We start from the raw sequence: 25975 nt of genomic DNA, 5'->3' as shown, positions 1-25975 counted from the left end.
TTATTGAACGATGTCGTAATTTTTTGGAATTTTAAATTCAAAAATTTTAGGATCAATTTTAGGATTTTTGATTTGATTGCTTAAGGTTATTGTTACGTCATTTTCAAATTCATCTTTATAAGAAATAGACTGAATTCTATCTTGATCTAAAATAAGAGTGTAATCAATCTTTTCATATTTTGCTAAAAGTTTATTTTTTGAAATTTGTTTAGCATTTTTAAAAATTTGATTAAGATTAGGTATGTTATCGAGTTTTGAAAAGATCACTTGTTCTAAATCATGTTCTATGATCGCAACTCGATTTTTATTGATATAAATTTCTTTTTTATTGGGTGTGGTATATTCCCAAAATGCTTTATCTTTGCTTATGATAAAATGTCCACTATAACGAAGCGTTGAATTTTTGGATTTAACTAGCTGAGTAAAATCGCTTGAATAGGTGTTAAAATCAAGATCAATAGCCCAAATTTTAACTACAGCAATTAAAAAAAATATAAAAATTTTTTTCATTATTTTCCTTAAAATTTTTTATTAATTCTAGCTAACTTTAATTAAACAATAGCTATAATGATAGCTTGAAATTTTAGCAAAAGGTTTTAAAAATGTTTTTAAATGCTTTAAGAGCCATATTTGGAACAAAAAATGATCGCGAAATAAAAAAATATTTTAAACGAGTGGCACAGATTAATATGCTTGAGCCTAAATATCAAAATTTAAGCGATGAAGAGCTTAAAGCTGAATTTTTAAAATTTAAAGAGCAAATTATTAAGGGCGAAAAAGAAGAAAATGAAATCTTAAATGATGTTTTTGCCATAGTAAGAGAAGTAGGTAAAAGAACTTTAAATATGCGCCATTTTGATGTGCAATTAATCGGCGGTATGGTTTTGCACGAAGGTAAGATTGCAGAAATGAAAACAGGGGAGGGAAAAACCCTTGTGGCGACTTTGCCTGTTGTTTTAAATGCTATGAGTGGAAAAGGTGTTCATGTTGTAACTGTGAATGATTATTTAGCTAAAAGAGATGCAGAGCAAATGAGTGCGATTTATAACTTCTTAGGTTTTAGTGTCGGGGTTGTGCTTTCATCTCAAAATAATGACTTAGAGCATAAAAAAGCTTATGATTGCGATATTACTTATGGGACAAACAATGAATTTGGCTTTGATTATTTGCGTGATAATATGAAATTTTCAAAGGCTGAAAAGGTTCAAAGAGGGCATAATTTTGTAATTGTAGATGAAGTAGATAGTATTTTAATCGATGAAGCAAGAACTCCTTTGATTATTAGTGGGCCTACTAATAGAACTTTAGATGGTTATATAAAAGCCAATGAAGTGGCAAAAAAAATGAAAAGAGGTGAAGCGGTATTGCCTCCTGCTAAGCCTGAAGGTGATTTTGTAGTGGATGAAAAAAATAGAAATATTTTGATCACAGAAGCAGGAATTGCTAAGGCTGAGAAGCTTTTTGGAGTGGAGAATTTATATAGTCTTGACAATGCTATTTTGGCACATCAACTTGATCAAGCTTTAAAAGCACACAATCTTTTTGAAAAAGATATACACTATGTTGTTAGAAATAAAGAAGTTATTATCGTTGATGAATTTACAGGGCGTCTAAGCGAAGGACGTCGTTTTAGCGAAGGACTTCATCAAGCTTTAGAGGCTAAAGAAAATGTAAAAATTCAAGAAGAAAGTCAAACTTTAGCTGATATTACTTTCCAAAATTATTTTAGAATGTATAATAAGCTTGCAGGTATGACAGGAACGGCACAAACTGAGGCGACAGAATTTTCACAAATTTACAATTTGGATGTTATTTCAATTCCAACAAATATTCCTATCAAAAGACAAGATAAAGATGATCTAATTTATAAAACTCAAAACGAAAAATTTAAAGCTGTTATTGAAGAGATCAAACAAGCCAACAAAAAAGGACAACCTGTTCTTATAGGAACAGCAAGTATAGAAAGAAGTGAAGTTTTTCATGAAATGCTTGTAAAAGAAAGAATCCCACACCATGTTTTAAATGCTAAAAATCATGAGCAAGAGGCTTTGATTATCCAAGATGCTGGAAAAAAGGGTGCTGTTACCATAGCGACAAATATGGCAGGACGTGGGGTTGATATCAAAATAGATGATGAAGTTAGAGCTTTGGGAGGACTTTATATCATAGGAACTGAAAGGCATGAAAGTCGTCGTATAGATAACCAACTTCGTGGCCGTGCAGGGCGTCAAGGTGATCCTGGAATCAGCCGTTTTTATCTTAGTGTAGAGGATAATTTATTAAGAATTTTTGGTGGCGACAGAATGAAAGGGATCATGGATCGCTTGGGTATAAAAGAGGGTGAGCATATAGAATCTCCTTTTGTAACAAGAGCGGTTGAAAATGCACAAAAAAAAGTGGAGAGTTTGCATTTTGAAAGCAGAAAGCATTTGTTAGAATACGATGATGTGGCTAATGAGCAAAGAAAAACCATTTATCGTTATCGCAATGAATTGTTAGATGAAGAGTATGATATAAAAGCTAAGATTTCTCAAAATATTGCCGAGTATAGTGCTAGTGTGATGAGTGAGCTTATGATCGATGAAAATAATACCGAGTTTAATTTTGAAACTTTGAAAAGTAAAATTTTTGATGAATGTTCTACTGAAATCAAAGAAAGCGATTTTGAAAATCTCAATGCCATTGAAATGCAAGATAAATTAAGTGAAATTTTAGAAAAATCTTATCATCAAAAAATGGAAAAATTAGATGAAAAAGAATTACACAATATCGAGCGTATTTTGTATTTGCAAGTTTTAGACAATGCTTGGAGAGAGCATTTGTATCAAATGGATATTTTAAAAACAGGTATAGGTCTTCGTGGATACAATCAAAAAGATCCTTTAGTGGAATATAAAAAAGAGAGCTACAATCTCTTTTTAGAGCTTGTGAATCGCATCAAATTTGATAGTATAAAACTTCTTTTTAGTGTTAAATTTACTCAAGAAGAAGCTAAAGATTTAGAAGATGCAGCGAGTAAAGAAAATGAAAAAATTCTTGAAAATTCTGTAGAGATTGGAGTAAGTGAAGATGGGCTTGATGAGCCTGAATTTAAAAAAGTTCCTAGAAATTCACCTTGTCCTTGTGGAAGTGGCAAAAAATTTAAAGAATGCCATGGAAAAAGTGGTCCAAAACAAGGAATTTTGGCTTGAATAAAAGCGTTTTAAAATATTTACTTTTTAAATATTTAAGATTTGATAAAGAGCAACCTTTTATTAATCTATCTATGCTTTTAGCATTTTTAGGAGTGTGTGTAGGACTTTGTGTTTTACTTGTGGCAATGGCCATCATGAATGGTTTTGATAAGGAATTTGAAAAACGTTTTTTTGTGATGAATTATCCTATCACCATTGTGTCAAAATTTTATGCTCCTGTTGATGATGAGTTGGTTAATGAACTTAAAAAGCAATTTCCAAAATTGCTTTTTAGTCCTTATATCAGCACTCAAGTTGTTGCCAAAGGAGACAATCGCTTTGAAGGCGGGGTGCTTTTTGGTGTTAATTTTAAAGATGAAATTAAGATCAATGAAATCGTTGCTAAGGCTATTAAAGATCAAAATTTAAGCGGTTTTGATATCCTTTTAGGATCGGCTTTGGTGGATGAGTATGGCTTGCGTAAAAACGATATGATTTCACTTATTTTTTCAAATTTTAATCCTAGCGGATTTTCTTTGATCCCACAAACTAAACGTTTCAAAGTAAAAGCTCGTTTTACTTCTGGACTTGCTTTTTATGATAAAGCTTATATGTATACTGATGTTAAAGCCTTAAGAAAAGTTCTTGGAATGAATGAAAATCAAGGTTATGATGGAATACATGTTTATAGTGATGATGCTTTTAAAGATGTGGAAAAAATAAAAAATTATTTAAAAGATGATTATATCGTTATAGGATGGTGGGAGCAAAATAAAAATTTCTTTTCAGCTTTAAAGCTTGAAAAAAGAGCACTTTTTATAGTTTTGATGCTGATTATCTTGGTTGCAAGTTTAAATATAGTCAGTTCTCTTTTAATGATCGTTATGAATCGTCGTAGCGAAATCGCTCTTTTATTTGCTTTGGGTGCAAGCAAGGCAGAGGTTAAAAAAAGTTTTTTTGCCTTAGGGATGCTTATAGGTGGTGGTGGTATGATAGTGGGTATTTTACTTGCTTTTATCGCTTTGTGGCTTCTAGGAAATTTCGATATCGTTACCTTACCGGCTGATGTTTATGGGACAAGTAAATTACCGCTTGATTTGTCGGTTATGGATTTTACTTTGACGGTTATAGGGGCTTTACTTATCATCGCTTTATCGTCTTTTTATCCGGCTAAAAAAGCAACTCAAATCAATGTTTTAGATACTTTAAGGAATGAATAATTTTTTAAGTTTTTAATTTATTACCAATTTACACATTATTATTAAATTATATTAAAAAATAAAAAACTCCTAAAACACTAAAAATTCATTATAAACATTACCAAAATATCTATAAAATAGAACTTTTAAAAATTTGATTTAAACAATCAACTGTGATAAAATAAATACACTTTAACAAAAAAGAGAAGTCACGATTAAAAAGTTATTTAGTATTGCAACTTTAGGTGCTTTATTAGCAAGTTCTGCCTTTGGGGATGATTTTCTAGCTAAAGTCAGTAATGGTGCACTCAGTGATAATAGTGCAGGTGTTAAAGTTCTTAGTCTTAATGAGATGAAAGATGTTAAGGGTGGGTATTGGAAATCTGAATATACATGCGGTACAACCCAGTGTTATGGATTTGCTGATACTGATAGTATTTTACATAACCCTGTTAATAGAACATGGCAAGCTGATTTAATAGCGGTAACTTTTGAAGAGGCTGATTGATATTTGGGATTTATGACTAAAAATAATAAAGCTGTTTCTGATTTAGGAAAGCCTTGTAACTATTTTACTTATGCGGCAGTTGTTTTAGATGGTGCTACAGGTAGAGTTTATCAGTAATCTAGTGCTGTTTTAAATAACAATAGTATAGTGAGAGAATTAAGCAGAAGATATAAAGATCAATTTGATAGCTATTTAGGCGGCTTGCATATAGGTTGTACTCGCTGATACTTCTTTATATATTAAGTTAAACTCATTTCTACCGATATATAAGGTAGAAATGATAAAAATATTATCTACCACTATAACCAAAAGGCAGTAAAATGATAAACAGTATAAATTCTTACTCAAATTATAATTACTATACAAATACTTTAAATTCTAAAAAGAATTCTAAAACAAATGATTCAGTAGATAATAATAAAGAAATAAACAATAACACAAATTTAAATAATAATAACAATATTTCAAACAATACCCCATTAAAACAAATAAATTCAAATTTAGTAAGCGATAAATCTAAGGCTGTTAATAAAATACTAGGCTATGGTGCAGATGAAGATGGTTTTTTTACCAGTGATTTCAATGAAGCTGCAGGAATACCTAAAGATTATAAGATTTATGCTAAAGATGTGCAAGATTATGCAAACTTTATCAATAAGGAAAATACAGTCAATAATGCCTTTTTTACTAATGTAGACATAGCTAAAACCATAGGAAATGCTTATAAAGTTTTTTCACAACTTATATCTAATGAAAATACATATTTTACCAAAGATGAACTTAAAAATATTCCAAAATGGTTACAATACAATAGTCGAAATTTTCAAATAATACGTATATATTCAAACGAGAATGATTTTATGAATGTTGAAAAATATAAAAATAATTTTACAGTTGAAACTTCATTAAAATTTGATTTTAAAGATAAGCAAAATATAAGCAAGGGTGAAGCATTGCTTGCTTTTACTAAAGGTTTAGAACAAAATTATGGTGTTGTTGAAGGTGATACTACTGTGCTTGGTAAATTAGGTGGGCTTGATAGAAATATGAGTCTTGATGAAATAAAAGATTTAAAAAATTTTTTTGATAAACATCCTATAAATAATACAAATAATGATGAAATTATGAGGCAAGTTTTACTTTTACCTATGCAAATAAATAATATAGAAGAATTTAAAAAAGAATGGTTGGAATTAGAGGCTAAAAATAAAAAATCTTTACAAAAAGAAGAGACAAGTCAAGATATAGAAAGTCAAAAAATATTTAATTCTATTAATACTGATCAAAAAACAATTAAAAAAGATAAACCCTTCAAACCCATCCAAGCAGAAAGTAAAAACAAAGAAACTTACAAAGATGAAATAAAAAATAGTTTTTGGGAACAATTTTTAAAAGTTCAAAAAGAAAATGGAGTAGATATTTTAGAACTTATGGAAAAACTTAATGAAAAAGGTATAGATAAAAGAATTTAAAAAATAATTTTAAAATTTAAAATTATTAAAAAAAACAAATTTATAAAAATATATCATTATTTCTATAACATAAACTTCTCATCATTTCTACCGATATATAAGGTAGAAATGATAAAAATATTATCTACCACTACAACCAAAAGGCAGTAAAATGATAAACAGTATAAATTCTTACTCAAATTATAATTACTATACAAATACTTTAAATTCTAATAAAAAGAATTCTAAAACAAATGATTCAGTAGATAATAATAACAATAAAGAAATAAACAACAACACAAATTTAAATAATAATAATATTTCAAACAATACCTCATTAAAACAAACCCAAGAAATAAATTCAAATTTAGTAAGTGATAAATCTAAGGCTGTAGATAAAATACTAGGTTATGGTGTAGATGAAGATGGTTTTTTTACTAGTGATTTCAATGAAGCTGCAGGAATACCAAAAGATTATAAGATTTATGCTAAGGGTATGGAGAATTTTGCAAATAGTTTTCTTAAAAGACAACCCTTTTATTCTCAAATTGATATAGCTAAAACTATAGGAAATGCTTATAATTCTTTTTCTTCTTTAGTGAATGATAAAGAATTAGGGCAAAATTTTAAAGAGCAAGATTTAAAAAATTTATCCAATAATGATGGTATTAATTATTGGAAAAAATTTCAAGATAATACTGCAACATTTTGGGAACTTGCTGATATGAAATTAGCAGATTTAGGTTCAGATAAATATCAAATAAAAGATGGTGAAATATCCAAAGGAAGTGCTTTGATTGCTTTTTTTGCAAATCACCCTATTGTAGAAGGAACAACTACTTTATTAGGTAAAATGGCAGGTTTGGATAAAAATATTAGCAATAGTGAAATTAAAGATTTTGTATCCTTTATGAATTCTAATCATTTAACTTATTCTGTTCGTATGAAATCTTCTAATCAACAGAACGATTGGGATAATCCCATAGGAGATAGTTTGTCAATATGGGATTATATGAATAGGGCGAAAAATTTAGGAGATGATAGGCTAATTAAAACTATTGAAAAATTAGGAAAAGAATACAATGAAATGATTAATTCTAATATGAGTTTAAATGAGTTTAAAACTAAATATTTAGATTTTAAAGAAAGACACGATAAATTTGTAGAACAATTAACTGCAGAAGAAAAAGCTAAGGGAATTATCTATCATACTTTTCCTAACGGACAAAGCATTTCAAATAATAAAAATAAAAAAACACAAGATGACAATACTCAAAAACCCTTCAAACCCATCCAAGCAGAAAGTAAAAACAAAGAAACTTATAAAGATGATAATATAAGAAATGAACTTATAAAAAAACTTCTTGAAAATAAATTTGATTTAGCAAAAGAATTAGAAATTCTTTTTAATGTAAAAATAGATAATGACAATACAAATAACAATTCCAACTCTAACACTAATCATCTTAGTAAATTGAGTTCTAAAACTAAAACTAAACATAGAAGTGTGAATATTAAGGTTTAGAAGTTTATATTTTTAAAGGTTAAAATTTAAAGTATTTTTAAAATTATTGATAATATTAATATTATTTTTTAAAGAAACTAAAAATCACTGATTTTTAATAATTCTTTATAAAATCCTTTAAAATAACCCCATCGACTCTCAAATCATAAGCTTTTTCCAAATCATCAAAGTTTTCTACCATCATTAAAATTTTGCTATCAAAAAGGTAAAATTCAGCCACTTTTGAAGCAAATTTTGCTAATTTTTCATCTTTAAAGATTAAAAATTTTGCCTCAAATGCATTGCTTAAAAAAATTTCATTTTTATTTTGTATAAAAATAGCAAAATCCAAATTTTCATTTTTTGCTTTTTGGATAATTTTTTCATCATAAAAAAAACAAGAAATTTGATCGTTTTGCAAATTTTCAATTTTTTCTATAAAATTAAAATTCAAATTTTTTGCTAGAGGATGTCCAAAAATTAGCATATTAATTTACCTTTAAGATGATTTTTGAAAATTTTAGTTAATTTTTACTTATAAAAAAATTTGCATACTTGAAATTATAAAAATGTTTTTATGAAGAATAGGGGGATGTTTTGTTTATTCAGGAGTGTAAAAACTTTAGACCCATAAAACCACTTTCTAAAATAGCTTATTTATTAAATGCGACGCTTTTGCTTTGTCTTTTGACTTTATTTTTTTATTTTAGCTTTAAAGTGAGTGTTTATCATTTTGATTTTGCTTTATTGTTGGAATACAAAAAAACAATTTTGAATGGATTTTTAAATACTTTATTGATCAGTTTTTTTGCTTTAGGAGGTAGTATTTTTTTTGGTTTGGTGATTTGTTTTTTTAGCTTGAGTAGATTTATAGTGTTGAGATTTTTTGCTTTATTTTATATAGAAATCATTCGCGGAACGCCTTTGCTTGTTCAAGTGTTGTTGATTTATTACATTATTGCCAATAATTTAGGTTTTGATAATAGATATTTTGTAGGGATATTTATCCTTTCTTTGTTTTCTGGGGCGTATCTGGCTGAAATTTTTAGATCAGGAATTCTTAGCATTGCTTTGATCCAAATAGAAAGCGCAAGAGCTTTAGGACTAAGTGAAAGGCAAATTTTATTTTACGTGGTTTTTCCACAAGCTTTGAAAAATATCTTAGCTCCTATTAGCGGACAATTGGCTAATTTGATTAAGGATAGTTCTTTATTGAGTGTGATCGCTGTAAATGAATTAACACAAAATGTTCAAGAGGTTAATTCTTATGTTTTTGCTACGCTTGAAGGCTATATAATTTTAGCTATAGCTTATCTTGTATTAACCTTGCCGATCGGTTTATTTTCGCGTTATTTAGAAAGAAAATATCAAAAATGAAAAAAATCCTTGACAAATGAGTATATATTTTGGCATAATCACATTTTCATTTTTAGTTTATGTCTCGTTAGCTCAGCCGGTAGAGCATCTCCCTTTTAAGGAGGGGGCCGTTGGTTCGAATCCAACACGGGACACCACTTTGGTCGCTTAGCTCAGTTGGTAGAGCGCCACCCTTACAAGGTGGATGTCATAAGTTCGAGTCTTATAGTGACCACCATTTCTTACTTCTTAGGTGCAGCGGTAGTTCAGCTGGTTAGAATGCCGCCCTGTCACGGCGGAGGTCGCGGGTTCGAGCCCCGTCCGCTGCGCCACTTATGTCTCGTTAGCTCAGCCGGTAGAGCATCTCCCTTTTAAGGAGGGGGCCGTTGGTTCGAATCCAACACGGGACACCACTTTTTTGGGTTTAGACCCTTTCGTCTAGTGGCCCAGGACAACACTCTCTCTGTGTGGAAACAGAGGTTCAAATCCTCTAGGGGTCGCCATTGTTTTTTGGTCGCTTAGCTCAGTTGGTAGAGCGCCACCCTTACAAGGTGGATGTCATAAGTTCGAGTCTTATAGTGACCACCATTTTTTAGGTGCAGCGGTAGTTCAGCTGGTTAGAATGCCGCCCTGTCACGGCGGAGGTCGCGGGTTCGAGCCCCGTCCGCTGCGCCACTTCTATGATACTTTCTAAAATTTCAGTTTTTTTATACTTTGTTTTAAGGCTTTTATAAAATAATCAATATCTTCTTTTTCATGTGTGTAATGCAAGCTAACTCTTAACCATCCTGGTTTTGTTTTAAGCTCTTGATTATCCTTTAAACCAAGCAAATCATGCCCATAAGGTCCAGCACACGCACAGCCTGCACGCGTTTCAATGTGATGAGTTTTGCTTAATTCATAAGCAAGATCATAAGGAGAAATTCCTTTGATATTGAAAGAGAAAATAGGTAAGCGATGGGTTAAATTTTTAGCATAAAGAATCAAATCAGGTATTTTTTGAATTTCTTTTAAAAAATATTTTTTTAATTCCTCATCTTTTTTTTCTATTTGAGAAATTCCTAAAGAATCCTTTATCTTAAAAGCTAAACTAGCACGGATAAGCTGTAAAATTCCAGGAGTTCCGCCTTCTTCTAAAATTTCTTCATTGCAAAGATAACATTGAGAAGTTCTTGAAACGTATCCTACGGTTCCACCTGCTGCAAAACTAGGCTTGTTTCCGCAAAGATTTTTTTTGATGACTAAAAGTCCAGAGCCACCAATACCTCCAATGAGTTTATGTGAGCTTATAAACAAAGCATCATAATATTTGCAAGATATATTTTTATAAGGGATAAAGCTAGAAGCATCAAAAGCCACTATGCCTTTATATTTACGAACTAAATCACTTATGCGTTTATAATCACTCAATATCCCAGTTACATTAGAGGCTAAAGAAAAACTAGCAATAATTTGTCGTTTTTTATTGTTTTGAAGAGTTTTTTCTAAAAAGTCAAAATCTATTTCTCCAAATTCATTTAAAGGTATCCTTATACATTCGCACAAGCCTTCTCTAAAGGATAATTCATTAGAATGATGTTCATAAGGCCCAACAATTACTAAAGGCAGTGTATCTTTTTGTATTTGAGTAAAATATTTTTCTTTCACTAGCGGAGGTAAATAAATTCCAAGTAATTCTTGAAATTTTTTTATCGCACTGCTTGATCCAGTTCCACAGGCAATAAGGGCAAAATCTTTATTTAACTTGAGACTTTTTTTAATATCATCTCTAGCTTGTTCATAAAATTGTTGAGTTTTAAAAGAATTTAAAGAGCTATCAGAATGGGTATTTGCATAGGTTGGTAATATTTTAGCGATTTGTTTTTCTACGCATTTTAAGGCTAAGGCACTTGCAGTAAAATCAAAATGCAAAACACCTTTTTTAAGTATAATTTGTTGTTTTAAATCTGAAATTTGCAATTATAATCCTTGTAAAAATTTGATAGAATTATACTATAAATTATTTTGTTTAAAAGGAAAAATATTAAATTTAATCATTTTGCGAGTTTTTGCAGCACTTTAACTTTAGGGAATGTTTTTGATTTTTATAGTATTTTTGATGGTTTTGATATGCTAGAAAAAATCGATTTTAATCAAAATATTTTTTACAATATAGAAAATTTACTCCTCAAAGATTATCTTAGAATAAACACTCAATTTAATTTTGATGAAACCACTTCTTACGCACTTTCTCTTTTAGCTAAAAACAATAGAAAACGTTTTTCTATTAATAAAAACATACAGCATTTTAAAGCTTGGGCTATTTTGAGATACCTTTTAAAAAATGGTATTTTAAAGCTTGAATACAGCAAGGAAATTAAAAAAGTTAAAAATAAAAGAGAAAAGTTAAAAAAAGAATTAAGATCCTATGTGATACAGGATAAACTTATATTTCAAAATCATTTTACACGTTTCTTTTTTTATTTTTTAAAGCCCCATGAAAAATTCATTTTAGAGCAAAAATATGATAGAGTTTTAGAAATCATTAAGGAGAAATTCGAACTTTATCAAAGTTTTTGTTTTGAACAACTTTCAAGAGAGTTGATCGAAAAGAGATTTGATATTTTGGGAGTGCAAAGTTATTGGAATAAGGATTTGGAAATAGATTTGTATTATCAAGATGAAAATTTGAGTTTAATCGGAGAAGTTAAATTTAAAAATAAAAAAATTTGCAAAAACATCTTAAATCTTTTAGAAATGAAAGCAAAAATCTTAAATTTAACGCCTAATTATTATATTATAATTTCAAAGAATGGTTTTAGTAAAGAATTTTGTAAAATAGCTAAGCAAAATTTGCTTTTAATGGATATGAATGATTTTAAAATTTTATTAGAGGAAAAATAATGAATGAAAATATTTTAAAAAGTTTGGATGCGACTGAAAAAGAAACCTTGCAAAAGGGTTTAGAAAGCCTAATAGAGCAAACTTATGTCATAGAAAATGAATATAAGGTTTTAAATGAAAATTATAATTCTTTGCGTGCGATGGTTGATGAGATTATCGAGGTTCTGCCTAGCGCACTTTGGATTTTGGATAAAGAAAAAAGTATTATTTTACAAAACAAAGAAGCTTTGAAAAACCCTAAATTATTAAGCAGTATCAGTCTTAAAAAAATGCGTGATGAACTTGAATTTGAGGGAAGATTTTACGCTGTAAAGATCATCGCACACAATGAAAAAACTATTATTTCAGCTACAGATATTAGCGATGAAAAACGCAATGAAAGACTTGCGAGTATGGGAAGTGTTGCTGCGCATTTAGCACATGAAATAAGAAATCCAATAGGCTCTATATCTTTACTTGCTTCCACTCTTTTTTCTAGGAGTGAGCTTAAAAATAAACATATAGTGCTTGAGATGAAAAAAGCCATTGATAGGGTAGAGCGTATAGTTAATTCAACTTTATTATTTACTAAAGGTGTGCATATAAATACTTTAAATTTTAATCTTTTAGAGTTAAAAGAAGAGTGTGAAAGCGCAATTAATTCTTATAATTTTTCTTCGCCAATCCAATTTGAATTAAATTTTTTAGATATGCAAATTTATGCCGATAAAGCACTTTTAGGTTTGGTATTGCAAAATTTAATCTATAATGCTATTGATGCTATAGAAGAAAATGAATGCGAAAATCCGGAAATAAAAATCATAGCAGAATCTAAAGAAAATAATTTAATTTTGAGAGTTTATGATAATGGTTGCAAGATTAAAGATGAAAATTTGGTTTTTGAGGCATTTAAGACGACAAAGTTAAAAGGAAATGGTTTAGGCTTATCCCTTTCTAAAGAAATCATTAATGCCCATAGAGGCGAATTAAGCTTTGAAAAAGAGCCTAAAAATTTTTATTTTATTTTACCTCTTACATAAAACTAGGGGCATCATTAGAAAATAAAATCAAATCTCCATTTTTGGTTTCTTTGGCTAAAGTATTTACCAGTTCGGATTTTTCTTTTAATATGATTTTTTTAATGCTGAGTTCTTTTTCAAAAATTTCAGCATTTACATTGGCTGTGATGATAGCTAAATCAAAGCAATCATTAATGATTTGTGCGAGTTTGATATTTTCTTCCTTGCTAACCTCTATAATGCCAGGGCTAACTAAAACTTTACGTCCTTGATAAAGTTTGCATAAATGATAACTTGCACTCATTCCTTTAAAATTGCCATTAAAACCATCATCGATAATGAATTTTGGCTCTTTAGAAATGATTTGTAAGCGATGCTCTACGGATTTGATATTTAAGATATTTTTCTTAATAGACTCAAAATTAATACCTAAATAATGAGCGCAAAGTATGCAAACACATAAATTTTGAGCATTAAATTCTCCTAAAATTTGACTTTTAAAAGTATGCAATTCTTGTTTGAATGATATTTCAAAATTTAAACCTTCTAAATTTGAATCAATATTGCTTATTTTATCATCATACAGAGTGATGATTTCATCTTCTTTTTTTAGTGTGCTTGTATGAAGAAAAGCTTTTTCTAATCTTTTAGAATTTAGAGCTTCAAGCTTTGTTTGTCTGATATTATCTACGCTTTTAAAATATTCTAAATGCGCATTTCCTATTTCTCCTACGATGCAAATTTGTGGCTCTAAAAAGCGAGTGATTTCATCAATATCCCCTTTAAGTCTTGCGCCTGCTTCTGCGATATAGATTTGAGTTTGTTCATTTAGATTGTTATTGATATCTGCAACTATTCCCATAAGAGTATTTACAGATCTTGGAGTTTTATAAACTTTAAAATCATCTTTTAATAACTCATAGAGAAAATTTTTAATGCTTGTTTTGCCAAAACTTGCCGTAATGAGTATGATTTTTAAATTTGAAAGACGGTTTAATTTTGATTTGGCTTGTTTTTTGTAATATATTTTTGAAAAGAGATCATAAATTTTTAAACTTAAAAGTGCTAAGACTAGAGTGCAAAGATTAAAAAGAAATGAAAATCTTAAGGCTAAGATAGCAAAAAGAGTGTTATAAACAAAAACAAAAACAAAAAACCATTTTACCTTGCTAGTAAAGATGAGTTTTTTATCTATGCTTTTATTCCAAAAATATAAAATTGGAGCAAGAATAATAAAATAAATTAAAGAATATAAAGGAAATGCTAAAAACATCAAATAAGGACAAAGTAAAAAATATAAGTGCCATAAAGGCTTATGATAGTGAAAAACAATACGATTTAATTTATAAGAATACCATTGTAAAGCACTAATAAGATAAAAAGATATGCAAAAATTAAACAATAATGAATTAATAAAATAAAGAGCATTAATCAGCATTTTTATCCTTTTATTTGTTTAGCTATAAAAGCAGAATGTTTTAAAAAGAAAAAATGATCCCCTTCTAAAGGATAGAAATTGCTATTTTTAATAAGCTCATGCATTTTTTCTCCACTTGATAATGGGGTAGCTTGATCATCAATGCCCCAAAAAATATAAGTTTTTGCTTCTATTTTTGAAAAAACATCTTTCAAATCCTCATCCACTACATTTTTAAAAGTTTGATACATCGCAGCATTTAAATTTGAAGCATCCTTGCTTGCAAAATAACGATAAAATTTACCCAAACCAAAGATTTTTAAAAATTTAAAAATAGCAATTTTTAAGCGAATTTTTAAAGATTTTGGAGCAAGAATTCCAGAATTAGAAAGCAAGATTAATTTTGAATTTTTAAATTCCAAGGCAAGTAAGGCTGCTATTTTTCCACCAAAAGAATGACCCATGTAAGTATCAATATCGATTTTTTTTTCTTGTAAAAATTTTTTTATAATATTAACATAATCTTTACTTTGAAAAGCCTTTATAATACTTGATTTTCCAAATCCAGGCAAATCAAGATACAAATGGCAATAATTAGGAAATTCTTTAGCAAAAGCTTGTTTCATTAATTCTTTATTAGCCCCCCATCCATGTAAAATAAGTAGAGTTTTTTTCTGATCTTGATTGATAATTTCATAGCTTAAATTATAAGTATTTTCTTCATAGATAATTTGAGTTAATGCCATTTTAAACCTTTTGATTTTTATAAATATTTTCTAAAAGTTGTATAGCATTTTGTAAGCGTTCATATTCTGTCATGTTAAGCATTACAGCTTCGAATTTATTGTTTTTTAAAATAACGATTTTTCCCGTTTGACTTTTTTTTAATTTTTCCATAATAGGGCTAAAATTTCGAACAACCTCTGTGGCTGTATAAATTTCATCTTTTTGAAAGGTAAGCATAGCATTTCCTAATAAATACGTTAAATTTTACATAAAATTTAACGTATTTTGACTTAAAAGTTTATAATTTGCCCTTTTGTCCATTGATTGAATGAAGGAAATTGTAATTTATTTTGATCTTGTTTTCATTTTTAGCATTTTTAGCAAGTTTTTCTAAAAGAGTATTGAAATCTTTAAAAAGATAATTAGCTAAAGAACCTGGATTTGGATTGATTTCATTGAGATAAACTTCGTTATCTAAAATGAAAAAATCACATCGTATTAAAGCGCCTTTAAACAATGGATTATAAATCCTTTTAAAATTTTCTTTAAGTTTTGTTTTTAATTCTTCACTTAAATCAGCTTCGATAAGCTCATTATTGCCAGAAAAGCTAAGATATTTTTGTTCAAAATCTAAAAATTCTTTTTTCTTAGGCTCTTCTATGATGGAAAAAACAAAATCATCATCGATCATACAACCAGCAAGATTGTATTCTTTGATATTGCTTTTAAATTCTTCCACAAGAATATCTGTATCAAATTCAAAAGCCACATCTTTGGCGTATTCGAATTCTTTTTCGTTATTGACGATACTTATACCTATACTACTACCAAGTCTTGATGGTTTTAAGATTGAAGGAAATTTTGGAGTAAAATTATCATTATGATTTTTTCTAAGCATAGAATAATCAAGCGTTTTAACGCCTACATTTTTTGCATAAAGTTTGGTCAATTCTTTATTAAAAGATAAAACACTCGCTTCAAGTCTTGGTCCGATGAAATTAATGTCAAAAAATTCTAGCAAAGAAGCTATTTTTCCATCTTCTCCATCTTTTCCATGGATAAGATTGATCACGCATTCCATTTCGATTTTGCTTTCGCCTATAAAATTTTTAACATAAAATCCTTTTTGTTTTAAAAATAATTCTTTTTCTTTTGTATAAGATCTTGTGCTAAAAGTTTTTGAATGCATTTTATCATTTGGAATGAGATAAAATTTTTTATCTTCATCGCAAAAAATAAAGGTTAAATTTGTCTTAAGAACTTTTTTTAAGACTATAGCACTTATAATGCTAATTTCGTGTTCGTATGAATTTCCTCCAAAAAGTATCGCAAAATTCATTTATTTTTTCTCCTTATGCTAGTTTTTTAAGTGCTTCTTTGATAAGATCGCTAGTATTTGTTCCTGTGCAATCGCGTAAAATATTTAAAATTTTATCCTGTTTAAAACCTAAAGAAATTAAGGCCGCTAGAGCTTCATTTTTCTCATTGCTGATATTTTCAAGATTCTTTTTATTATCACTTAACTCAATGATGATCCTTTTTGCAGTTTTTGCTCCAATTCCTGGAACTTTTTTTAGCAAACTTTCATCACACGTACTTAAAGCTTGATAAAAAGAATTCACATCCAAGCTTGAGCAAACTGCCATAGCAGTACTTGCACCAACACCATTAACCTTTAAAAGCATTTCAAACATTTTTTGTTCATTTTTATCCAAAAAGCCATAAAATCTATTAGAGTCTTCTTTGATAATTTGAGTGATCAAAAGCTCACATTTTTCATTACTTTGAAGTTTGGCGGAGCAAAAAAGAGATATAAAAACTCCATAGCTAAGCCCACTAGCACATTTTAAGACTATAAACGTTGGTTCTTTTTTTGTTATGATTCCTTCGATGGCAACAACCATTCTGTATCCTTTTTATCGTAATCGAGTTTTTTGTTGATTTCTATAAATTCTTGATTGTTTTCTGTGTTTTTTTGCAACCCTATAAATTTAGCACTTTCATTACTAAAAGAAGAATATAAAATATCTTTTTTAGGTTCTATCAGTGAAAATTTTATTTCATTCATATCATTCCACTTACCACTTTTATTGATAAATTTGGCTTCAAATAGGCTTTGTTCAAGCACTACTAATTCAGAATGCAATTGTTTTTTAAGTTCCAAAAGTTCTTTTTCTTCGTTGATCGCTTTATTTAATTCGCGATTTTGAAAAGAAAATTCTTTTAAGGCTTTTTCATATTGTGGAGGTATATTTTGTCCTTGATTTTTAAGTTGAATTGCTTTTTTTTCTATATTTAAAATACTATTTTTGTTAGATGATATAAAATGTTTTAATTTATTGATTTTAAGATTAAGGGTGGATATTTTATTTTTAATGTCTAAAAATTCCTTATCATAATCTTTATCAAGTGATTTTACTTTAATATTGAATTTATTATTTTGACCTTTCATATTTTCAACTACAGCGCAGTCATAGAAAACACAAGTATTATTATTTTCTAAACTTTCTACATAAACTTTTTCAGCTTGTATTGTTCCGCCTAAACTTTTTTTAATTTTTACTTCCTTGGCTTTAACTGTTCCACCTTCGAGTAAATCTATATTTAATATTTCACCCTCTGCAAACCCTCTGTGAGTTTTAATATAGCCTTCTTTTGCATAAATATAAGCCTTAGAATGCGTGATGCCTTCAATTTTCATTTTTGTAGCTTTTAGGTGAGTATTACTACCCACACTTCCAGCGATGTTTAGTTCTTCGCATTCTATTCCAACTCCAGAATTAACAGCATCTTGCATATCGGAGATGAATTTTATATTGATTTTGACATTTTTATCAATTCCAGCACGTATGATACCTATATTTTTAAAATCAACTCCATTAAATTCTAATAAATTATTAATATCAAAACGATCAGATTCTTCGCTTACGAAACCTTTTTTTAAGGCAATATAATCTGTAAAATCCTCATTTTCAACCGCTTTAAACGCAGAAGAGCAGGTAAATTTAATTTTATTTTCATTAGCGCTTAAAACTTTTAATACTCTTAAATTTAAATCCTTACCTTCTTTTCCTTGCTTAAATTTAGTATGCTTTAAAACAACTTCATTTTCATCTACGGCTATAATACCTGATCTTTTTTCATCGATGGTGTAATTTTTAGCCTTTTCTTTGTAAAGCAAAATCAGTTTTTCATCTTGACTTTGAATAGGATCAATGCCTCTAGCTACATTAATTTGCACTATTTGATTTGAAGGATTTAATTTATGCTTATTACAAGCACTAAGAAGTTCTTTTTTAAAATTAAAAATGCGAATTCCTATTAAAAATCTAAGTTTAAGCATCTTTTTATAGATATTTTGCAAAAGTTCAAGAGCTAGTTTTTCATGAAACACTAAAGAACTAAAATCAATTTGCGCGACTATTTTTGTGAGGTTTTTATTGGCGATGAGTTTTACTGCATGTGCTAATTTATCTTCATTTATCCGATGAAAAATTTCTATTTTATATTCTTGTTTGATTTTTAAATCATTTTTTAGAAATACTTCATCTTTTTCAAAAAGACTTAAATCCTTTTCTGAAATTTTTTCCCATTGATTGTCGTTAAAACAATATTGGGTTGAAAATGCCAAAAGTTTAAAATCAAGTTCATTTAAATCAATATTTGTTCTAGATGATACTTCTAAAAGTTCTTGATTTGGATCTTCAGTGTAAGAAATAATTTTTTCATCTAATCCCAAAACTTTTCCTTGTAATTAAATCATTTTTAAAGCAAATTATAGTCAATTTTTAATCAATTTTAGTTAAAATAAAATCTTTATATTTAAAAAATGATGAAAAATTTTCAAAAAAACAATGAAAAATTTAGTATTTAAAAATTTTATTATTAACGCCTTAGGAATTTTATGTTCTCGTGTTTTAGGCTTAGCTAGGGATATTTTAATCGCTCTTTTTTTAGGAGCTGGACTTTATAGTGATATTTTTTTTGTGGCTTTAAAAATGCCCGCTTTTTTTAGAAGAATTTTTGCAGAAGGGGCTTTTGGGCAAAGTTTTTTGCCTAATTTTGTAAAGGCACAAAAAAAAGGAGCGTTTTGCGTTAGTATTCTAGTTCAGTTTAGCTCAATTGTTTTTTTATGCTGTCTTTTGGTGAGTTTTTTTTCTTCTTTTTTTACTAAAATTTTTGCTTTTGGTTTTGATCAAAAAACTATTGATATTGCATCGCCTTTAGTGGCGATTAATTTTTGGTATTTATTTTTTATTTTTTTAGTTACTTTTTTTGGTGCAATTCTAAATTACAAACAAAAATTTTTTATCACTTCATTTAGTGCTGCTTTATTTAATCTAAGTATAGCGATTGCTGCATTTTTTGTTGATAAAAATGAACCTTTAAAAACGCTTTATTATTTTTCTTATGCAACGGTTTTAAGTGGTGTAGCACAATTGATTTTGCATTTAATTATCTTAAAAAATAATCCCGTTATTAAAGCAATGATATTAAGCATAAGATTAAAAAAAGCTAAAACAAAAATGAAATCATTTTATGGAAATTTTTTTCATGGAGTTTTAGGTTCTTCTGCAACTCAAATCAGCTCTCTTTTAGATACCACAATCGCGAGTTTTTTAATCAGTGGAAGTATTTCTTATTTGTATTATGCTAATCGGGTTTTTCAACTTCCTTTAGCACTTTTTGCCATAGCCTTAACTCAAGTTTCTTTTCCTAAAATTTTAAAGCATTTAAAAAGCAATCAAGAAAATCTAGCTTTAAAATTCATGCAAAGAGCGATGATATTTTTAAGTGTTTTACTGCTTGTTTCAAGTATTGTAGGTTCTGTTTATTCTTTAGAAATTTGTCAGCTTTTGTTTCAAAGAGGAAATTTTACCCATTCAGATAGCATTACAACCGCTTATGTTTTAATAGCTTATCTCATAGGACTTCTTCCATTTGGTTTGCAAAAGCTTCTTTCATTATGGCTTTATGCTAAATTCAAACAAAAAACTGCTGCTTTTATAGCATTTAAAGCTTTATTTATAAGTCTTTTGTGTTCGATTGCTTTTATAATTTTAATCAAAGATGAAAATTTAAAAGTTATAGGAGTGGCTTTTTCGAGTTCTTTAAGTGCTTTTTATTTGCTTGGAGCCAATATTAAAGAATTTGGTTTTAAGAAATTTTTTGGTTTAATATCGTTTAAATTTTACTTTTTAATCATAATTGCTTTAGTAATTTTTACTGCAATACTTTATTTGACAAAGCCTTATGTTTTAAATATGTTTATTTGGATTTATATGGGATTTAAGGGGATGATTTGATGAAATTAATGGATAGTGTTAAAAAAGAAAAAATTCATTTAGATCAAAAAAAAATCAATATTTATTTATGTGGCCCTACTGTTTATGATGATGCGCATTTAGGACATGCTAGAAGTAGTGTTTGTTTTGATTTATTACGTAGGGCTTTAATCGCTCAAGGCTGTGAAGTCAATTTTGTTCGAAATTATACAGACATTGATGATAAAATTTTAAAAAAAATATCTGAAAGCGGAAAAAACATCGAGGAATTAACAGAATTTTATATACAAAGCTATGAAGAGGATATGAAAAGATTAAACGTCTTAGATCCTAATTTAAAGCCTAGGGCAACCCATTTTATCGGGGAAATGATTGATTTGATTTCAAGATTAAAAGAAAAAGGTTTTGTTTATGCTTTGGAGGATGGTTTATATTTTGATACAAGCAAAGATAAAGATTATTTAAGTCTTTCTAAGCGAGGTTTGGATGAAAATATTTCTCGTCTTGATAGTGACGTTAAGAAAAAAAATGAAAGCGATTTTGTACTTTGGAAATTTGATGAAAATTTTTATGAAAGTAAATTTGGCAAAGGTCGCCCAGGTTGGCACACAGAATGTGTGGCTATGATTGATTCTATTTTTAAGGACACACTTGATATTCATGCGGGTGGAATTGATCTGCTTTTTCCACATCATGAAAATGAATCTGCACAATGTCGTTGTGGCTGTGAAAGATCTTTGGCTAAAATTTGGCTTCATAATGGTTTTGTCAAAATCAATGGTGAAAAAATGAGCAAAAGTCTTAACAATAGCTTTTTTTTAAAAGATGCACTTAAAGATTTTATGGGCGAGGCATTGAGATTTTATCTTTTAAATTCACATTATAGAGCGCATTTTAATTATTCTTTGGAAGATTTGCATGCCGCTAAAAAACGTCTTGATAAATTTTATCGTCTTAAAAAGAGACTAAATATGGAAGAAATTTTAGATTTTGATATGACGCAAAGTATAACATTTCAAAGCGATATTGCACAAAAAATTTTAGAAATTTTAAATGATGATCTAAATATCTCTAAAGCTTTAGCTTGTTTGGATGATTTTATCAATAATGCTAATTTAGAATTAGATAAAAAAAATAAAACTTTAAAACAAGATATTAAAGATTCTTTAGATGAGTTAGCTAAAATTTTTGGTTTTGGCTTTATGGATGCAAAAGAGTATTTTCAATGGGGTGTGAGCGAGGATAAAAAAGCTTTCATTGAAAATGAAATTTTAAAAAGAAATGAAGCAAAAAAAGAAAAAAATTTTAAAAAGGCTGATGAAATAAGAGAAAATTTAGCTAAAGAGGGTATCTTTTTACAAGATACGCCAAGCGGAACAATTTGGGAGTATGAAAATGTATAAAGAAATGAATTTAAAAGAAGTTTTAATTCGCTTTAAACCTTTTTATAAGCAGTATTGGAAGCAATTTGTTATTGTCGGAATAGGTATGCTTCTAGCAAGTGGTGGAACTTCAGCGAGTGCTTATATGATAAAGCCTATTTTGGATCAAATTTTTATAGATAAAAAAGAAACAATGCTTTATTTTGCTCCTTTTTTATTTTTTTTGATTTATTTTCTTAAAAATGCGGGTTCTTATTTGCAAACTTATTATATCTCTTATATTGGCACAGATATATTAAGGATTTTGCGTTCTAAGGTTTTAAAAAATATCTTGCGTTTGGATATGGATTTTTTTAAACGGCATAGAAGTGGAGAGCTTATAAGCCGCTGCACTAACGACATAGGTGCTTTACAAAATGTAGTTTCTAGTGTCATTCCAGATTTTTTAACTCAACTAATTACAGCTATAGGACTTTTAGGTGTGGCTGTGTCTCAAAGTCCAAGATTGGCTTTTTTTGCTTTAATCATTTTTCCAATTACTATTATTCCTTTATTTTATCTTGTTAAAAAACTCAAGCTTTATGCAAGAAATATCCAAGAAAAAAATTCTGATCTTTTATCTCGTTTAGGAGAAATCTTTTCAAATATAGAATTAGTTAAAGCCAATAATGCGCAAGAAAAGGAAAGGCAAAAATTTGATCAAGAAAATAAGTCTTTTTGTAAAATTATTTTAAAAAGCACAAGAATTAATGCTTTAACAAGTCCGATGATGGAAGTTATAGGTTCTATCGGAGTTGCGGTTATGATTATAGTTGGTGGGCACGAAGCGATTAAAGGAAATGTAACCGTTGGAAGCTTTTTTGCTTTTATTTCGGCGCTTTTTTGGTCTTATACGCCTATAAAAAGACTTTCAAATTTATATGGAGGTCTTCAAGGAGCTATAGCAGCAAGCGAAAGAACTTTTTATTTGTTGGATTTAGAGCCTGAAATTAAAGGTGGAGATAAAGAATTAAAAAGTATAAAAAATATTCAATTTAAAAAAGTGGAATTTGCTTATGATAATTCTTCTAAAAAGGTTTTAAATGGAATTGATTTTGAATTCAGCAAAGGAGAAACACTAGCACTTGTAGGTATGAGTGGCGGTGGAAAATCTTCCATTATTAATCTTTTGATGTATTTTTATGAAAAAAATAAGGGTGAAATTTTATTTAATGATGTAGATATCCACCATTTTAACATTGAAAGTTTAAGAGATAAAATAGGGCTTGTGACTCAAAATATTTATCTTTTTAATGATAGCTTTGCTGAAAATGTAGCTTATAGTGAAGATTTAGATGAAGAAAGAGTGATTGAAGCTTTAAAGCTTGCTAATGCTTACGAATTTGTAGAATCAATGGGCGGAATTTATGCTGAAATAAAAGAGCATGGAAAAAATTTAAGTGGAGGGCAAAAGCAACGTATCGCTATCGCTAGAGCTTTGTATAAAAATCCAGATTTATTGATTTTTGATGAGGCAACTTCAGCGCTAGATAATGAAAGCGAAAAGGCTATAATGAAAACCATAGAAAATCTAAAAAAAGAAAGATTGATCTTAATGATCGCACATCGATTAAGTACGGTTGAAAATGCAGATAAAATCGTTGTTATTGACAAAGGGCAAGTTTTAGCCATCGGAAAAGATGAAGAGCTTTTGAAAACCTGTGAACTTTATCGTAAATTCAAAAATAAAGAAAAAGAAATGAAAGCTTGACTTTATTTTAATTTTGTTAAAATTTTATATTATTTTTTATTTCAAGGAAAAACAATGTATGAACAAATAAAGCCTTTGCTTTTTAAACTTCAACCAGAATCAGCTCATTATTTAGTGGAGCATTCTTTAAGAGGACTCAATGCTATTTTTCCAGCTGCATTGGGCTTAATGGCTAAGAAATTTGTTGTAAATGATGCAAGCTTGAAACAAAATTTATTAGGACTTGATTTTAATTCTCCAGTAGGCATAGCAGGTGGTTTTGATAAAAATGGAACCATGATTAAGCCTTTAAGTGCATTGGGCTTTGGCTTTTTAGAGTATGGAACTTTCACTCCTAGACCTCAAGAGGGAAACGAGAAGCCAAGAGTATTTCGCTTAGTAAAACAAGAAAGCATACAAAATGCTATGGGTTTTAACAATAAAGGATCATATGAAGTGCGTTCGCATGTTTCAAAAGTTTATCCTTTTGCTTTACCTTTGGGTGCAAATATAGGTAAAAACAAAGACAGTCAAAATGCTTTGGAAGATTATTTTATTTTGTTGAGAGAATTTAAAGATTTGTGTGATTATTTTGCTATTAATATTTCATCTCCAAATACTAAAAATTTAAGAGATTTGCAAAATGATCAATTTTTAAATGATTTATTAACAGAAGCAAAAAAAATCACTCCAAAGCCTATCTTTATAAAAATAGCACCTGATTTAGATGTTTCTATGGCTATAGCACTTTGCCAACAAGCAATAGAAAAAGGTGCAGATGGTTTTATAATTGCTAATACAAGTACAGATTACTCTTTGATTGATAATGGAAGAACCTTTGGTGGTATCAGTGGAAAGCTTATCCAAAAGAAAAATGGTCTTTTCTTTAAAGAATTGGCTAAAGAGCTTTTTTCTCATACTCTTTTAATTTCTTGTGGGGGTATTGATAGCGGAAAAGAAGCGTATGAACGTATAAAAAATGGAGCCAATTTAATTCAAATTTATACCTCTTTAATCTTTAAAGGGCCAAGTATAGTAAAAAATATCAATCAAGAATTAATTTCTTTATTAAGACAAGATGGTTTTATGCATATTAGTGAAGCCGTGGGGGCTAATCTTAAATGATTGCTTTTGAAAAAATTCGTTTAAAAAATAAACTTGAAGTTTATGCCCTTCCTGTAAATAAAAATAGCGATGTGATCAGCGTTGATATCTTTTATAAAGTGGGGTCAAGAAATGAGATCATGGGTAAAAGTGGAATTGCCCATATGCTTGAACATTTGAATTTTAAAAGTACAAAAAACCTTAAAGCCGGTGAATTTGATGAAATCGTTAAAAGCTTTGGAGGTTTGGATAATGCAAGCACAGGCTTTGATTATACACATTATTATATAAAATGTGCTAAAAAAAATTTAGATAAAGCTTTAGGGCTTTTTGCTGAATTAATGGCTAATTTAAATTTAAAAGATGAAGAATTTCAGCCTGAAAGAAATGTTGTTTTAGAAGAGCGTAGATGGAGAACGGATAATAATCCTTTAGGATATTTATATTTTAGACTTTTTAATCATGCTTTTATGTATCACCCTTATCACTGGACTCCGATAGGATTTTACAAAGATATAGAAAATTGGACTATTAAAGATATTAGAGATTTTCATAGTATATATTATCAACCTAAAAATGCTATTTTACTTGTTAGCGGAGATATAGAGCATCAAGAAGTTTTTGATCTTTCTAAAAAGCATTTTGAAAACATTAAAAATACAAAAACTATCCCAAAAATTCACACACAAGAACCTAAGCAAGATGGTGCAAAAAGAATTATTATCAAAAAAGAAACTCAAACTCAAATTCTTGCTGTAGCATTTAAAATTCCAAATTTTAAACACAAAGATATTCCAGCCTTAAATGCCTTATCAGAACTCTTAGGAAATGGAAAAAGTTCCATTATGAATGAAATTTTAATAGATAAACTTCATTTAATCAATGATTTTTACGCCTTTGCTAATGATTGCATTGATGAAAATTTATTTATTTTTATTTGCAATTGTAATGTAGGGATTAAAGCTGAAGAGGTTGAAAAGGAACTTTGGAAAATTTTAGAGCAAATCAAAAAAGGAAAATTTACAGAAAAAGATTTACAAAAAGTTAAAAATAATATAAAAAGTGATTTTATTTTTTCACTTGATACAGCAAGTGCGGTTTCTAATATTTATGGTTCTTATTTGGCAAGAGGGGATTTAAAACCTTTATTAAATTATGAAGAAAAAATAGAAAAATTGACTTTATTGGATTTGCAAAAATGTGCTAAAAAATATTTTGATGAAGAAAATTCCACAACTTTGATTTTAAGAAAGGATTAAA

21 protein-coding genes and 7 tRNA genes are annotated in these 25975 nt (G+C 28.7%); 19 read left to right on the top strand and 9 right to left on the bottom strand.

The features are described from left to right. Nucleotides 1-510 carry a LolA-like outer membrane lipoprotein chaperone gene (gene lolA / locus CQA75_RS03685; protein ID WP_137623702.1) on the bottom strand — a complete coding sequence of 170 codons (510 nt, stop codon included), beginning with the start codon at nucleotides 508-510 and terminating at the stop codon, nucleotides 1-3. A 92-nt stretch (nucleotides 511-602) separates the two neighbouring features. On the opposite strand from lolA, the gene secA reads away from it, so the two are divergent. The 4 genes from secA (at nucleotide 603) to CQA75_RS03660 (ending at nucleotide 7856) form a co-directional block, all read left to right on the top strand. Further along, nucleotides 603-3191, top strand: coding sequence for a preprotein translocase subunit SecA (secA, locus tag CQA75_RS03680; RefSeq protein ID WP_137623701.1), 2589 nt, complete (start codon nucleotides 603-605; stop codon nucleotides 3189-3191). After that, a complete protein-coding gene (locus CQA75_RS03675) occupies nucleotides 3188-4393 on the top strand; it encodes an ABC transporter permease (RefSeq protein ID WP_137623700.1) in 1206 nt (401 codons plus the stop codon). Before secA ends, CQA75_RS03675 begins: the two co-directional genes overlap by 4 nt. Before the next feature lie 807 nt (nucleotides 4394-5200). Continuing rightward, nucleotides 5201-6352: a Cj0814 family flagellar-dependent secreted protein gene (locus CQA75_RS03665; RefSeq protein ID WP_137623699.1), complete on the top strand. Its 1152-nt coding sequence runs from the start codon at nucleotides 5201-5203 to the stop codon at nucleotides 6350-6352. Between the two features lie 151 nt (nucleotides 6353-6503). Then, complete coding sequence (locus CQA75_RS03660; RefSeq protein WP_171000075.1) at nucleotides 6504-7856, top strand: Cj0814 family flagellar-dependent secreted protein; 1353 nt, start codon at nucleotides 6504-6506, stop codon at nucleotides 7854-7856. Between the two features lie 94 nt (nucleotides 7857-7950). On the opposite strand, the gene CQA75_RS03655 is transcribed toward CQA75_RS03660, so the two are convergent. After that, a complete protein-coding gene (locus tag CQA75_RS03655; RefSeq protein WP_137623698.1) occupies nucleotides 7951-8322 on the bottom strand; it encodes a hypothetical protein in 372 nt (123 codons plus the stop codon). A gap of 110 nt (nucleotides 8323-8432) precedes the next feature. Between CQA75_RS03655 and CQA75_RS03650 the strand changes: the two genes are divergently transcribed. The 8 genes from CQA75_RS03650 (at nucleotide 8433) to CQA75_RS03615 (ending at nucleotide 9866) form a co-directional block, all read left to right on the top strand. Then, nucleotides 8433-9212, top strand: coding sequence for an amino acid ABC transporter permease (locus tag CQA75_RS03650; protein ID WP_137623697.1), 780 nt, complete (start codon nucleotides 8433-8435; stop codon nucleotides 9210-9212). Nucleotides 9213-9273: 61 nt separating this feature from the next. Then, nucleotides 9274-9349: transfer RNA gene (locus tag CQA75_RS03645), tRNA-Lys, on the top strand. Nucleotides 9350-9353: 4 nt separating this feature from the next. Next, nucleotides 9354-9429 (top strand) — tRNA-Val (locus tag CQA75_RS03640). Between the two features lie 17 nt (nucleotides 9430-9446). After that, nucleotides 9447-9523: transfer RNA gene (locus CQA75_RS03635), tRNA-Asp, on the top strand. A 5-nt stretch (nucleotides 9524-9528) separates the two neighbouring features. Then, nucleotides 9529-9604: transfer RNA gene (locus CQA75_RS03630), tRNA-Lys, on the top strand. A 14-nt stretch (nucleotides 9605-9618) separates the two neighbouring features. Continuing rightward, nucleotides 9619-9694: transfer RNA gene (locus CQA75_RS03625), tRNA-Arg, on the top strand. A gap of 9 nt (nucleotides 9695-9703) precedes the next feature. Then, nucleotides 9704-9779: transfer RNA gene (locus tag CQA75_RS03620), tRNA-Val, on the top strand. 10 nt (nucleotides 9780-9789) lie between these two features. After that, a tRNA-Asp gene (locus tag CQA75_RS03615) sits at nucleotides 9790-9866 on the top strand. A 15-nt stretch (nucleotides 9867-9881) separates the two neighbouring features. Here CQA75_RS03615 and CQA75_RS03610 read toward each other — a convergent pair. Continuing rightward, the gene (locus tag CQA75_RS03610) at nucleotides 9882-11150 is read right to left on the bottom strand and encodes an aminotransferase class V-fold PLP-dependent enzyme (protein ID WP_137623696.1); all 1269 of its coding nucleotides are present in this window, start codon (nucleotides 11148-11150) and stop codon (nucleotides 9882-9884) included. 150 nt (nucleotides 11151-11300) lie between these two features. Here CQA75_RS03610 and CQA75_RS03605 point away from each other — a divergent pair, with 150 nt between their 5' ends. Beyond that, the gene (locus CQA75_RS03605) at nucleotides 11301-12074 is read left to right on the top strand and encodes a DUF234 domain-containing protein (protein WP_246023739.1); all 774 of its coding nucleotides are present in this window, start codon (nucleotides 11301-11303) and stop codon (nucleotides 12072-12074) included. Then, the gene (locus CQA75_RS03600; protein WP_137623695.1) at nucleotides 12074-13093 is read left to right on the top strand and encodes a fla regulon two-component system sensor histidine kinase FlgS; all 1020 of its coding nucleotides are present in this window, start codon (nucleotides 12074-12076) and stop codon (nucleotides 13091-13093) included. Before CQA75_RS03605 ends, CQA75_RS03600 begins: the two co-directional genes overlap by 1 nt. Here CQA75_RS03600 and CQA75_RS03595 read toward each other — a convergent pair. From CQA75_RS03595 to CQA75_RS03570, 6 genes are all read right to left on the bottom strand, one after another. Continuing rightward, on the bottom strand, nucleotides 13086-14510 hold the full coding sequence (locus CQA75_RS03595; protein WP_137623694.1) for a Mur ligase family protein: 1425 nt from the start codon (nucleotides 14508-14510) through the stop codon (nucleotides 13086-13088). The genes CQA75_RS03600 and CQA75_RS03595 overlap by 8 nt on opposite strands. A 2-nt stretch (nucleotides 14511-14512) precedes the next feature. Beyond that, entirely contained in the window at nucleotides 14513-15235 is a 723-nt protein-coding gene (locus CQA75_RS03590; protein ID WP_137623693.1) for an alpha/beta fold hydrolase, read from the bottom strand. Between the two features lies 1 nt (nucleotide 15236). Further along, complete coding sequence (locus tag CQA75_RS03585; RefSeq protein ID WP_137623692.1) at nucleotides 15237-15452, bottom strand: type II toxin-antitoxin system Phd/YefM family antitoxin; 216 nt, start codon at nucleotides 15450-15452, stop codon at nucleotides 15237-15239. Nucleotides 15453-15513: 61 nt separating this feature from the next. Beyond that, the gene (locus CQA75_RS03580; protein ID WP_137623691.1) at nucleotides 15514-16554 is read right to left on the bottom strand and encodes a D-alanine--D-alanine ligase; all 1041 of its coding nucleotides are present in this window, start codon (nucleotides 16552-16554) and stop codon (nucleotides 15514-15516) included. A 13-nt stretch (nucleotides 16555-16567) separates the two neighbouring features. Further along, nucleotides 16568-17119 carry a Holliday junction branch migration protein RuvA gene (gene ruvA / locus CQA75_RS03575; RefSeq protein ID WP_137623690.1) on the bottom strand — a complete coding sequence of 184 codons (552 nt, stop codon included), beginning with the start codon at nucleotides 17117-17119 and terminating at the stop codon, nucleotides 16568-16570. Next, on the bottom strand, nucleotides 17092-18954 hold the full coding sequence (locus tag CQA75_RS03570) for a flagellar assembly protein A (RefSeq protein ID WP_137623689.1): 1863 nt from the start codon (nucleotides 18952-18954) through the stop codon (nucleotides 17092-17094). Before CQA75_RS03570 ends, ruvA begins: the two co-directional genes overlap by 28 nt. Nucleotides 18955-19069: 115 nt before the next feature. Here CQA75_RS03570 and murJ point away from each other — a divergent pair, with 115 nt between their 5' ends. The 5 genes from murJ to CQA75_RS03545 are packed head-to-tail and all read left to right on the top strand — an operon-like array spanning nucleotide 19070 to nucleotide 25974. Then, nucleotides 19070-20521 (top strand): murein biosynthesis integral membrane protein MurJ, encoded by a 1452-nt coding sequence (gene murJ / locus CQA75_RS03565; RefSeq protein ID WP_137623688.1) that lies wholly within the window; start codon nucleotides 19070-19072, stop codon nucleotides 20519-20521. Then, on the top strand, nucleotides 20521-21903 hold the full coding sequence (gene cysS, locus CQA75_RS03560; RefSeq protein WP_137623687.1) for a cysteine--tRNA ligase: 1383 nt from the start codon (nucleotides 20521-20523) through the stop codon (nucleotides 21901-21903). Before murJ ends, cysS begins: the two co-directional genes overlap by 1 nt. Next, the gene (locus tag CQA75_RS03555; RefSeq protein ID WP_137623726.1) at nucleotides 21896-23632 is read left to right on the top strand and encodes an ABC transporter ATP-binding protein; all 1737 of its coding nucleotides are present in this window, start codon (nucleotides 21896-21898) and stop codon (nucleotides 23630-23632) included. Before cysS ends, CQA75_RS03555 begins: the two co-directional genes overlap by 8 nt. Before the next feature lie 54 nt (nucleotides 23633-23686). After that, entirely contained in the window at nucleotides 23687-24736 is a 1050-nt protein-coding gene (locus CQA75_RS03550) for a quinone-dependent dihydroorotate dehydrogenase (RefSeq protein WP_137623686.1), read from the top strand. Next, the gene (locus tag CQA75_RS03545) at nucleotides 24733-25974 is read left to right on the top strand and encodes a M16 family metallopeptidase (RefSeq protein ID WP_137623685.1); all 1242 of its coding nucleotides are present in this window, start codon (nucleotides 24733-24735) and stop codon (nucleotides 25972-25974) included. Before CQA75_RS03550 ends, CQA75_RS03545 begins: the two co-directional genes overlap by 4 nt. The last annotated feature ends 1 nt before the right edge of the window (nucleotide 25975 follow it).

Origin of the sequence: Campylobacter taeniopygiae (assembly GCF_005406225.1) — a bacterium.
GTDB lineage: Bacteria > Campylobacterota > Campylobacteria > Campylobacterales > Campylobacteraceae > Campylobacter_D > Campylobacter_D taeniopygiae.
This window is presented reverse-complemented; position numbering and strand designations above follow the sequence as displayed.

What these genes read in the sequence shown, in the direction of transcription:
- lolA (WP_137623702.1), bottom strand. Translation starts at nt 510, where the DNA reads ATGAAAAAAATTTTTATATTTTTTTTAATTGCTGTAGTTAAAATTTGG.
- secA (WP_137623701.1), top strand. Translation starts at nt 603, where the DNA reads ATGTTTTTAAATGCTTTAAGAGCCATATTTGGAACAAAAAATGATCGC.
- CQA75_RS03665 (WP_137623699.1), top strand. Translation starts at nt 5,201, where the DNA reads ATGATAAACAGTATAAATTCTTACTCAAATTATAATTACTATACAAAT.
- CQA75_RS03660 (WP_171000075.1), top strand. Translation starts at nt 6,504, where the DNA reads ATGATAAACAGTATAAATTCTTACTCAAATTATAATTACTATACAAAT.
- CQA75_RS03655 (WP_137623698.1), bottom strand. Translation starts at nt 8,322, where the DNA reads ATGCTAATTTTTGGACATCCTCTAGCAAAAAATTTGAATTTTAATTTT.
- CQA75_RS03605 (WP_246023739.1), top strand. Translation starts at nt 11,301, where the DNA reads ATGCTAGAAAAAATCGATTTTAATCAAAATATTTTTTACAATATAGAA.
- CQA75_RS03600 (WP_137623695.1), top strand. Translation starts at nt 12,074, where the DNA reads ATGAATGAAAATATTTTAAAAAGTTTGGATGCGACTGAAAAAGAAACC.
- CQA75_RS03595 (WP_137623694.1), bottom strand. Translation starts at nt 14,510, where the DNA reads ATGCTGATTAATGCTCTTTATTTTATTAATTCATTATTGTTTAATTTT.
- CQA75_RS03590 (WP_137623693.1), bottom strand. Translation starts at nt 15,235, where the DNA reads ATGGCATTAACTCAAATTATCTATGAAGAAAATACTTATAATTTAAGC.
- CQA75_RS03585 (WP_137623692.1), bottom strand. Translation starts at nt 15,452, where the DNA reads ATGCTTACCTTTCAAAAAGATGAAATTTATACAGCCACAGAGGTTGTT.
- CQA75_RS03580 (WP_137623691.1), bottom strand. Translation starts at nt 16,554, where the DNA reads ATGAATTTTGCGATACTTTTTGGAGGAAATTCATACGAACACGAAATT.
- ruvA (WP_137623690.1), bottom strand. Translation starts at nt 17,119, where the DNA reads ATGGTTGTTGCCATCGAAGGAATCATAACAAAAAAAGAACCAACGTTT.
- murJ (WP_137623688.1), top strand. Translation starts at nt 19,070, where the DNA reads ATGAAAAATTTAGTATTTAAAAATTTTATTATTAACGCCTTAGGAATT.
- cysS (WP_137623687.1), top strand. Translation starts at nt 20,521, where the DNA reads ATGAAATTAATGGATAGTGTTAAAAAAGAAAAAATTCATTTAGATCAA.
- CQA75_RS03555 (WP_137623726.1), top strand. Translation starts at nt 21,896, where the DNA reads ATGTATAAAGAAATGAATTTAAAAGAAGTTTTAATTCGCTTTAAACCT.
- CQA75_RS03550 (WP_137623686.1), top strand. Translation starts at nt 23,687, where the DNA reads ATGTATGAACAAATAAAGCCTTTGCTTTTTAAACTTCAACCAGAATCA.
- CQA75_RS03545 (WP_137623685.1), top strand. Translation starts at nt 24,733, where the DNA reads ATGATTGCTTTTGAAAAAATTCGTTTAAAAAATAAACTTGAAGTTTAT.